The 11,538-nt window shown below is 46.9% G+C and carries 4 protein-coding genes; 3 read left to right on the forward strand and 1 reads right to left on the reverse strand.

The window, feature by feature from the left end:
* Positions 1 to 124 precede the first annotated feature (124 nt).
* Positions 125 to 649 carry a hypothetical protein gene (locus B7991_RS04985; RefSeq protein WP_235002840.1) on the reverse strand — a complete coding sequence of 175 codons (525 nt, stop codon included), beginning with the start codon at positions 647 to 649 and terminating at the stop codon, positions 125 to 127.
* Positions 650 to 953: 304 nt separating this feature from the next.
* Here B7991_RS04985 and B7991_RS04990 point away from each other — a divergent pair, with 304 nt between their 5' ends.
* From B7991_RS04990 to B7991_RS05000, 3 genes are all read left to right on the forward strand, one after another.
* A complete protein-coding gene (locus tag B7991_RS04990; RefSeq protein ID WP_088629869.1) occupies positions 954 to 4,856 on the forward strand; it encodes a hypothetical protein in 3,903 nt (1,300 codons plus the stop codon).
* A 21-nt stretch (positions 4,857 to 4,877) separates the two neighbouring features.
* On the forward strand, positions 4,878 to 7,124 hold the full coding sequence (locus tag B7991_RS04995; protein ID WP_088629870.1) for an OmpA family protein: 2,247 nt from the start codon (positions 4,878 to 4,880) through the stop codon (positions 7,122 to 7,124).
* A gap of 241 nt (positions 7,125 to 7,365) precedes the next feature.
* On the forward strand, positions 7,366 to 11,529 hold the full coding sequence (locus tag B7991_RS05000) for a hypothetical protein (protein WP_254917853.1): 4,164 nt from the start codon (positions 7,366 to 7,368) through the stop codon (positions 11,527 to 11,529).
* Positions 11,530 to 11,538 lie beyond the last annotated feature (9 nt).

Genomic DNA, 11,538 nt, shown 5'->3' on the forward strand with positions numbered 1-11,538 from the left:
GCCCTTTTAGGGGCTAAAAAAATACGGTGTAAAATTAGTAAATAGGCGGTGGAGTGGCAATAGAATATATTGCTCCAAAAAACGAGAAACCCGCCGTAAATGGCGGGTTCTTCCTAATTTTGAATTAAACTCCAAGTGCCTGAATTGCGGCCTTGTACTTCTTGAGACGGAACTTCGTCTTGAGTTCGCGGCGTTCCTGACGGTGGATGTACTTGTCGTCCATGAGCACGTTCAAGATAGCGCTCTTTGCCTTTGCTGCAGTCGGATTGTCCTTGAGTGTTTCGACAAATCGGACAAAGTCCTTTTCGCGGGCGTCGTAGGTGGCGTCTTCGGCCGGCACACCCTTTTCCATGAGGTGGCAGCTGTATTCGTCAATCCATGCCTGGTTCTTGTGGTAGGTCATCTTCTGGATGAGGTCGACCATATCGGCAGGAACACCCATCTGGATCATGTCGTCCGGAGTCTTTTTAGTGGCGGATGTAATGGAATCCTGCAAAATGGCGAGAACCTGGACATCTTCGGATTCGCCTTTGTTCTTGAGATAATCGGCGACGTTCTGGAGGAAATCGATGTATGGGCCACCGGCCTTGTCTTGCTGGCCTTTGTGTACGGATTCTGCAATTTTGTAGGCGTCTTGATAAGAAAGCATTATTAACCTTTTTTTAAAAACTTCGAGCATCGACGATGCCCATGCCATGAATATACATAAAGCTTGGATAAAAATGTGCCTGTTTTTTCGACAATTCGAGAGAAAAAGCGAGATAACCCCGCTTTATGCCGATTTGTAACTGAAAATTTACGAAGTAAGCTTTAAATAATTAAAAAGTGAGACAAACTTTACAAATTAACTTATAAAAACTATATTTTGACAGAATTTTGTAACAAGCGGGTGTGCGGTCGATCACAGGAAACTGTTGAACGGAAGCACGCCTTTTTTTTATTGAAGGAAAAAAATGAAAAAAAATACCCTGAAACTTGCCGTTGCAGCTTCTGCGATGACAATGATTTTTGCCGGTTGCGGTGACGACGTTCTCGTGTCTGAGGAAGTCGCGCAGTCTTTCACGACTGTTAAATCAATCAATCCTAAAGATTGTAATGATAAGACTGAAGGCTCGATGGCCTTTGTGAAAGATGAATCTACGATGTACGTCTGTACCGATGGCGAATGGATTGCTTTGAATGACCAGGACGCTATCGAATATCGTTGCGAAACCAAGTCTTTTTCCGAAGGTGAAAAGTCCGGCGTTAAAATCATTTGCGATGGTGATACGATCGGCACTGTCTATAATGGTGAAAAAGGCGACAAGGGCAAACAGGGAAATCCCGGCGAGAATGGCAAGAATGGTAAAAATGGCGATAATGCCGACATGGACGCTGTCGAAAAGGCCATCAAGGATGGCTTGAAGGATGCTTCCGAGGAATTGGGCAAGGAAGTCGACAAGAAGCTGAGCAGCGCTTCTGCCAAGAGCGAACTGGATAACGACGAACTTGACAAGAAGTTGAGCAGCCTCGCCGAAGAATACGACAAGTCCTGTAAGCTCAACGCCGAACCGGAGTATAGCAAAGACGGCAAGACCGTCACGATCTCGGTGAAGTGCGGTGAAGTCGAAAAGAAATTCGTCGCCAATCTCGATGACGAAAACCTTAAAAAAGTCTATAAGAAGCACATCGTCGTGCGTTTCCCGGTGTATGCCGAAAAGACGACGAGTTCCGAAGATGTGTACGAAGAAATCTGGAAGAACATCAAGGGCGGTAACCACACCGAACTTACCGTGGTGGATCTTGACGAAAAGCTCAATGCGACCGGCAAGATGTTCGTGACGGACCTGTTTGCAGATGCTACCAAGAGCGGTGCGTTTGTGACGGTCGAAGAGACGAACAAGAAAAAAGTGGAATACAAGGTTGCACGTCTTGAAGGCGATATTGAAGTGACGAACTTGAGCAATCCGCTTGCTCAGCTCCGCATCAAGATGAACATGACGAATGCTTATGGTGGGTTTACGTTTGGCGGCAATGGTTCCTCTTCGACAGAGGTAATCTACAAGGCCTTCACGGACCTTTCCGATGAATCCGAAACGGTCGTAATCGACTTCCTTACGGACTACAAGGCCGAACGTGTGAAAAAACTGGTCCAGAAGGGCGATGAAACATTTGCTAAGGCCGGCGCTCAGGCTAACATAGAACTTGCTAAGGCTCTCTCCTTGGTTAAGGATCCGTCAACGCTTGCTGCCTTTGAACACTACCTGCCGGGTAGCGGCGATGGTGTTGGCCTTACCGAATACTTCAATGGCGTTGTCTGGGTGATGGCTCTTATCGATCAGGGCAACAAGGTCCCGGACTTCAATAAGGTTTACAATGAATACCGCAAGGTCTTTGCCGAAAATGGTGACTTTAACCAAGCTATCGAAACGACTTACGCAGGCAAAAAGCAGAGCATGTTCTTTGTGGATTACCTTGCTTTGCTTATCAATGCAAACTTCTTCAAGTGGAATTGCGCATTGGATGCAGATGGCAATGTGAGACCGATGATGCTTTATAATGGCGAATGCGAAACGGATGATTATCTCGGTCATGATGAAATCTATTACAAGATCCTTCAGGATGGCTTTGTTAGCGCCTACAAGCTCGATACGACCAAGGCTGTTGAATTTGATAAGGACTCCAAGATACAGAAGCCCGAAGTCGAAGGTGGCCATTTCCGTTATTTCGAATACTATCGCCGCGATAGGATTTGGTATCCGGCAAATAATCTTGACCAAATTGCTTTTGCTGAAACTGGAAAGTGCGATGCAACTGCTGCAAATGCAGGAATACGTGCTGTATTCACGGTTGATAAAGCTGATTTCAGCATGCTGTGCCAGTGCGAAAGGGGTGAGTGCCGCTATGGAATGGTGGATCCTTGCCAGGGACGCGATGAGGGTTATGAAGGTTTCGCTTATTTCGGTACGGATCCTGATTTGAGCGCTTACGTGTGTAAGAAGGAATGCTATGATAGCGATGGCAATTTGACGGACGGTCAGTCTGGTACTTGCAACATTGTAAGTTATGATCCTTCTAGCCCTTCTCTTGAAGATGTTGTTCGGAACGGCAAGACTATTGACGAAATCCTGAATCCGGCTGAAGGCGAAGGCCCGCTCGGCAAGTGTACTGCAGCTAACAAGGATGTAGTGAAGTCCTTTGACGAAAAGGATGCTGAACGCTCTACCACGACTGGTTATGGCGATTATATATGCAATGGCGCAAAGTGGGTCAAGGCAAGCCCGGTGGACCTTTATTGCGTCGGTGACAATGTTAAGGCAACCGAACAGAAAGTTGCAGATGAAGATCTCGCTGCTTTGGGCTTGAAATACGACCAGAAGTGCGAATTTGAAGATGTACTTTATGTCAGGAATAGTGAAGAAGCTGGTAGCGAATGGGCCGATGCTACGGGCTACATTCGCAGAGCCGGTAGAGGATTCGTTCCTCGCGCCATCAACGGAGCTCGTATCATCGACATTCCTGTTGGTTATGAAACTCTTGTTACCAAATTGGGTATTAGAGATTCCGTGTACGTATTCATGAACGGTTACAAGGAAAATGCTATCTATAAGTGCATCGATGACGAATGCTCGGAACTTTCTGATGATAATGCTATTACGAAATTCGTTGATCAATTCCGTGATGAAAAAGGAAAAAATTCTTTCACTTCGACGGACAGCTTGAGCATCTTCTGCAACAAGGCTGAATACAAGAAGGCTGCTAGCGGCTATGTGGCAGGAATTGCATATGAAGTTGAACTGGGTAATGCTGCTAGCAAGACGAAGTATGTCGCTTCTGCCAATAGAAAAAACTGGCACGAAGTTGGACCGTCTGACTTGTATGGCGAGTGCATTGAGACCGTGATGAAAAATGCCGATGCAAACTGGGTTACGGTCGGTGGCCAAAAGTATGCGTGCGACTGTAATCAGAATGGTGATAAATTAGAATGTGATTGGCGTAAGGGTACCGCTACAGAAACTGCGGTGGACAAACCCTGTACTAAGAACATTGCCGATGCTGAAACAGTTACTTTGTTTAATGGCCCGAATAGCAAGGTTTACCTTTGCAAGTATACTCCTATTCCGGGTAATCTTGGTGCTCATGACCTTGTTGAAGCTACTAGGGAAGCATGGTGCGCTGAAAATCGTAAACTTCTTGCAGGCCATGATGAAGAATGCCTAGCTGGCGAAGAAGTTTGCACTATATGTGATAATATTCCTGAAGGTATTGAAGGAAGTGGTAAAACCTATATTAAACGTTCTACTTCTGGAGAAGTTGAAACAGTAACTGCTGAATCTTTCTTTAATGTTGACTGCGCTGAAGAACCGCACTTTATTGGTGATCTCGCATCGTACCAATTTGGATACTACAATGAATACAGCGAAGACCAGTATAAGTACACGGATAATTCTTTGGTTCATGACTTTATTTGCAATGAGAAAGGCAATGTTGCTGAAGCGGCTGACGAACAAGAAGCATGTAACGCGGCCTTCGCAAAGACTGATATTTGTAAGTACATGAAGGAATATTATCGTTATGAAGGTACTGCTACAGAAGGCGAGTGGAAAAAGATTACTATAACTACTGCGGAACAATACTGTGATTTGATGCTGGAAATCAGATATGGTGTTGCAAGTTGTAGTACTAGTGATTTTACGTCTTTCTGTGAAAGTCATTCTACCGAAGAGGTCTGTGACGCTAATGGATGGGTAGACTTCTCTTGCGTGCCTCCATCGAATTTGGAGTATACTACGGATGGATGTTCTTCTGACGGACAGTATCGTTGTGAAGGTTCAGTTGGCAGTTCTGATTTTAACTGGACCTGTAGTGGAGTCTAATCGCTGAGATAATCTAGCAGTATGAAAAAACTTACCCTGATTCTTGCACTTGCGCAGGCGGCTGTCTTTGCTCAGACCGGCCTCCTGGGGGGTAAAACAGGCCTTCACCAGCAAGATGCAAATACGCTTGGCTTTTTCCATTTCCGCGTGGGGACGGGCGGTACGATTGCGACCGACAACTGGGGCTATACTCGTGGCGCCCAGTTCACAGACCGCAAGGGCCGTGTCCAGCAGTTCGACGTGTGGGATGCCCGAATGGAAAAGGGCCGTATTGATGGTGCCCTTACCGGCAACTTTAACTTTGCGTTTGGTCTCCGCGATGACTTGGACATCGGCGTGAGCCTCCCGATTTACTATGACCACGCCAAGGACTACTCTGGCGAAGCAATCCGTGCCCATATGGGCGAGGGTGGTCTCGGCGACTTGCAGTTCTATGGCAAGTATCGTACACCGCACTTGTTCGGCCCGGACTACATGACGACTGCTGCCGTTGTCGATCTCACGATCCCGACTGGTTGGAGGGGCGTGGGTATGCGTCCGCGTCACGCCTGGTTCCTCGATAACGAAGGTGGCCCGACGTACGCCTACACGGCAAACAGCGTGATGCTTGGCCTTACGGGAATCGTCTCTGTCGATTACACCAAGAAGGGTGTTCCGCTTGTCTGGAATTCTTCTCTTGGCCTTATGCTCGGCTTTGGCGATGCCTCGAACACGCTTGTGTATAGCACGGGTGTGAACTGGCTCGTGAATGATTACATCCAGCCGTTCCTTGAATTCAGTGGCGAAATGCGCTTTGGCAACGATGCGTATCCGTTCAGCCCGATTACCGACCCGATGGTACTCACGCCGGGTATCAATGTGAAGATTCCGTTCTTCAACATTGACTTTGCTGCAGGTCTCGATATCGGTATCGGAAACCTTGTCGATGGCTACGACAATAAGGACGCCATGGACAACTGCAAGGATTTCCAGATCAAGTACAAGGGCGAGACTGGTTACCGTGCCAAGTATTGCTATGTGTCCCAGCCGCTTATTGCCGGTATTGCAAAGCTGACCTGGACGTTTGGCTTTGACGGTGACGACGACAACGACGGTGTAAAGAACCGCAAGGACAAGTGCCCGGATACGTTCCCGCCGATCGTCGTGGACGAAGATGGCTGCGGCATCGATACGGACGAAGACAAGGTCTTTGACGGTCTCGACAAGTGCCCGGATACGCCGAAGGGTGTGTCTGTGGATAGCGTCGGTTGCCCGCTGGATACGGACGAAGATGGCGTCTATGACTACAAGGATATGTGCCCGGATACGCCGAAGGGCGTGCCTGTCGACTCTGTCGGTTGCCCGTTTGATACGGACGAAGACGGTGTCTTGGATTACAAGGACCAGTGCCCGAATACGCCGAAGGGTGCCGTTGTGGATAGCGTGGGTTGCCCGCTCGACAGTGACAAGGACGGTGTGTTTGACGGCTTCGACAAGTGCCCGGATACGCCGGAAGGTGTCGCCGTGGATGCTGACGGTTGTCCGCTCGATACCGACAAGGACGGCGTGCCGGATTACTTGGATCAGTGCCCGAATACGCTCCCGGGAATCAAGGTGAACAAGCGTGGCTGCCCGCTGCGCCGCAAGGAAGACTTGGATTACCTCAAGAAGGGCATCCAGTTCGAATTCGGTTCTGCAAAGCTCTTGCAATCCAGTTACCCGACTTTGGACGACATCATTGCGCTCCTTGTGAAGATTCCGGAGGTGAAACTTGAAGTCCAGGGCCATACGGATATCGTGGGTACCGAAGACTACAACCAGAAGCTTTCTGAAGACCGTGCCCACTCCGTGACGGATTACTTCGAGTCTAAGGGAATCCCTGCGGAACGCCTCCGCGCTATTGGCTTCGGTACTCGTATGCCGCTTGCTGATAACGTAACGGATGCTGGCCGCGCCAAGAACCGCCGTGTGGAACTCATCCCGTTCGGCTACTACACCGAAGGTGATGGGACTGTGGCTGCTCCGTCTGACTCGCTCTTGCAGGATAGCACCCTTGCTCCGCCGAAGCCGAAGGTCGCACCGGAAGCTAAGCCCGAAGTAAAGGGCAAGCAGAAGGGCGATGTGCAGAAGAAGGTGAAGTCTACGACCTCGAAGGCTGCTTCTAAAAAGAAGAAGGATATCGAGGCGAAGGCAGCCAAGGCTGTTGAAGAGCTGGACGCCGAAGTAAAGGCTAAAGCTGCTCCGGTTGCCGAAAAGGTGAAGAACGCTGTAAAGAAGCTCGCGCAGTAGAAGCGCTCCCTTCTCGATGAATGTAAAAAGACCTAGCAAATTCGCTAGGTCTTTTTGTCTTATTAAGAAATAGGAAAAGTGATAAAAATTTTATATAGGTCAAAAAGTCGTAATTTGATGTGAAAAATTCCTTTTTTTGCGTTAGCTTAACCCAAATGGGCTATGCATTTAGTCTTTACTTTTTTGCAAAAAAAACTAAATTCCGCCACGATTTTACAATTGTAAAAAAATGGGAACGAAAATGAATAACAAATATATTAAGCTAGGCTTTGCAATTTCTGCAATGTCTCTTTATTTCGCTGGTTGCGGCGATGATGTCCTCGTTTCTGAGGAAGCTTCTCAATTTTCTACGGTTAACTCTCTCGATGCAAAAGATTGTAGCGATTCGACCGAAGGCTCCATGGCCTTTGTGAAGTCCAAGGCTACGATGTACGTGTGCTCTGATGGCGAATGGGTTGCCATGAGCGATCACGAAGCAGTCCAGTATCGATGCGAATCCAAGGAACTCAAGGACAAGTCCGGATTTGCGATTATTTGCGATGGCGATACGATTGGCGTTGTGAAAAACGGTAAAGATGGTAAGGACGGTTCTGACGGTAAAAATGGTACCAATGGTACTGACGGTAAAGACGGCAAGAATGGTTCCAATGGTACAAACGGGTCTAACGGCTCTGACGGTCAAAATGGCGCAAGTGTCGATTCTGCTGCAATCAACAAGGCTATCAAGGATGCCTTGAGCAGCGCCTCTGCCAAGAGCCAGAGCGAAATTGACGAAGCTCTCAAGAATTTGAGCAGCGCTTCTGCCAAGAACCAGAAGGATGTCGATGACGCTCTCAAGAACTTGAGTTCTGCAACGGACAAGTTCGGCGAAGATATCGACAACAAGTTCAGTGATGCTTACAGCAGCTGGAATGCAGAACTAGAAGACAAGTCTTGCGCCATCGTCGATACGGTTCGTGACAACGAAAAGGCTATTATCACCGTGACCATCAAGTGCGGCGACGCCGAGACCAAGATGGAAATCCCGTTCACAGTCGTGAACGAGAACCTCGCCAAGGTGTACAAAAAGCATGTTGTCGTGCGTTTCCCGGTGCAGGCCAATAAGGAAACAAAAACCAACGACATCTACGAAGAAATCTGGAAGAACCTCAAGGGTGGCGATAATGCAGAACTTACCGTGACGGACCTTGACGAAAAGTTCGCCCCGAGCGGCAAGGTGTTTATGCAGGACTTGTTCGCCTCTGCCAATAAATCCTTTGTGACAATCGAAGAAACTAACGAAAAGGCGGTGGAATACAAGGTTGCACGCCTCGAAGGAGATCTCGACATCACGAACCTTACGACCCCGGTTGTGAAGCTCCGCGTCAAGCTGAACTTGAGTAACAACGCTTTCGGCGCCTTTGGCGGATATGGCTCGAACGCAACGGATGTCATTTACAACGCCTATGCAGACTTGTCCGATGCGTCCGATACGGTTGTCATCGACTTCTTGACCGACTACAAGGCCGCCCGCGTAAAGAAGTTGGTTGACGATGGTAACGGTTTTGATGTTGCAAACGTGCAGGCAAACAAGGACCTTGCCCACGCCCTTTATTTGGAAAACAGCGAAGAATATCCGTCTTTCGAACATTATGCCCCCGATCAGATTGGCCTGGCCGAAAACTTCAACAGCATCGTGTGGGTAATGGCCCTCATTGACCAAAAGGACAAGACTCCGGGTTTTAACTCGGTCTATAACGCTTTCCGCAATGTCTTTGCCGAAAACGGCAACTTTAACACCGCCGTCAATACGACTTACGCAGGCAAGGAACACAGCATGTTCTTTGTTGATTACCTCGCTTTGCTTATCGACGCGAACTTCTTCAAGTGGAACCAAATGCAGCATGGCGACTATACTGCTGAAACGAATGTCTGGAGTGGTACGGATGCCGTCTATTACAAGATTTTGCAGAATGGATTTGTGGAAGCCTATAAGCTTAAAGTCGAAGACGCAAAGGTTTTCAATGATCCGTTTGGCTATAGCAGCAAGGTGTATAAGTCTGATGTCGAAGGGGGATATTTCCGTTACTTTGAATATATCGAAAACGAACAAGTTTGGTATCCTGTAACACTTTGGGCTGTAGGTGTTGCAACGGTGGAACAAGTTTGCGATGCTGACGCAGTTAATTCGACCTTCTTCTATAGCTTTGAAGGTCTTGATGAAAATGCCGTTTGTGTATGCGACAATGGAAAATGCTACTGGCAAGATACTGAAAATGTATGCTTGGGCCGTAATAAAGGAGATAAGGGATCGGCGTTCTTTGACGGGGAAATTCAAGAGTATGAGTGCGAATGTGATCTATCAGCTTCTTCTACTTGCGATGCTCTTGTGCCTGGTATTCCGAACTCTTCGAGCTCTGTTGCATCCTCTTCTAGCGCTGCAAGTGGCAAGACTCCAGAAGAACTTGCAAATGATCCGTCTTCTAAGCTTTACCTCGGTGAATGCAGCGCTACAGTAAACGAAGGCAAAGAAAAGCTGTTCGACACCAAGAATGCGGAACTTGCCACGGCAACGAGCAAAACAACCTTTGTATGCGATGGCTCCAAATGGAGACAGAAAGATTATCATGATGAGAAATATGGAATATGCACAAAAACCGTGATGGGAAAGGGAGTCGTCAAGGAAGAAAATGGTTCCGCTTGGTACAAATGCGATTACCTTGATAAACAGGAAAAATACGAATGGATCGCTACTGATTGGCTTGACTCGTATTTAGATAAAGCTTGCCATTATGGCTATGTCAATGAAAAAGTGGTTACTGAATCCGGTTATGAATATGTTTGTGAAACAGTAGAGGATTTAGACAACAACGGTAACCATACCCATGAATGGCGTGAAACGACTGCTGATGAATATTGCGTGGGTGACCGCGTCAAGGCTACAGTGCAGAAGCTTGAAGACGAAGACCTCGGCGAATCGACCTTCAACGAAAAGTGTAGCTACCACGGTTCTACCTATGCGAGAAACAATACTGCTAGCGGGGCCAAGGAATGGGTGTACTACGGTAATTTTATCAACGAAAGCACAAGAAACAGCGTTTTCTTGTTCTTGAATGGTTATAAGGATAATGTAATTTACACTTGTAACAGTTGGGACTGTGATTCTGTTTCTGTAGAAGTCGTGCAGGGTGCAATTGCCTCGAATATGCCAGAAGTCGAAAAACAGAAATGGATTAATGTCCTTTGCAACTATGGCGATTACAAGCAAGCTAGTGACTACGCCGACGGCATTGCCTTTGAAGTCAACGTAACGTTAAAGAGTGGCGAAAATCCGAAGACGTTTGTCGCTAGTGCCAAGAGAAATGATTGGCACGAACCTACCTTTGAGGATATTGGCAAGTGCGATGAAGATAAGATGAAAAATCAAACCAAAGTAGCTGTTTACGGAGGGGAAAAATACAAGTGTAACTACATTTCTGGAGTTTCCAGCGGATACTCTTGGGTTAAAGCAAGTGTTTTGGATGAAGACGCTACGCTTGGAATTTGCACGAGAAATCGAATAAAAGATGTCGCTATAGTCGGTAACGCATACTATGAATGTCTTAGTAATGGTGACGTAGAAGGAATCCCCGAAAGTTCTTCCTCCACAGATTGGAAAGAAATTGGTGAAAATGAGTACCTTAACGAGTCCCTTAACGCCAAGTTTGATAATTGCGATACCGATAGAGGTGATACTAAAAACATTGCAGACATTAAGAGTGAATCCCTCAAGGATGGTGAAAGCCACAGTTTCAAGTGCTCTATAGCTAAAGAAGTCGAAAATGGCAATGGTAAGTGGGTTGACGCCTCCACAGACATTGCTCTCGACCAGATTTGCAACAGAGATAACGAAGATTCAACTGTTACCAAAGAAAGCGTAATCTATGTCTGTGCGTACAAGGATGAATCATCCATGTATCAGTGGATTACTTCTGATGAGTACTGCGAAACTCATGGTGAAAATTTGACTTACGGTGGGTATCATAACAATCCGCGTAGTTCTTCTAGTATGTCTCACTGTGGTGGATATTATAGTGATTGTCAAACGGAAACCGACAAGAAAATCTGCCATGTCGGTACCGAGTCTTTCGTCAAATTGGAGAGCATGTGGCAATCTGTGGCAGAATATTGCGAAGACCATTCTACAGGTTCCGCCTGTGAATTTGTCAATCATGTAGGTGAAGATATAACTGAGCCTACTCTTAGGTATTACGAACAAACGGAATACTACGTAAAGACAAATCAAGTTTATAAGAAAGCAGAAACTGTGGAAGAATATTGCGAAGCGTTTAATCCGGAACATAATGAGACCTGCATATTTAATTTTGCAGTTTACATTTATTGCGAAGGTTTAAGTAAATGGGCTGGGTGGTGCCCGAACAGCTGATAGAAATTG

Origin of the sequence: Fibrobacter sp. UWB3 (assembly GCF_002210405.1) — a bacterium.
Lineage (GTDB): Bacteria > Fibrobacterota > Fibrobacteria > Fibrobacterales > Fibrobacteraceae > Fibrobacter.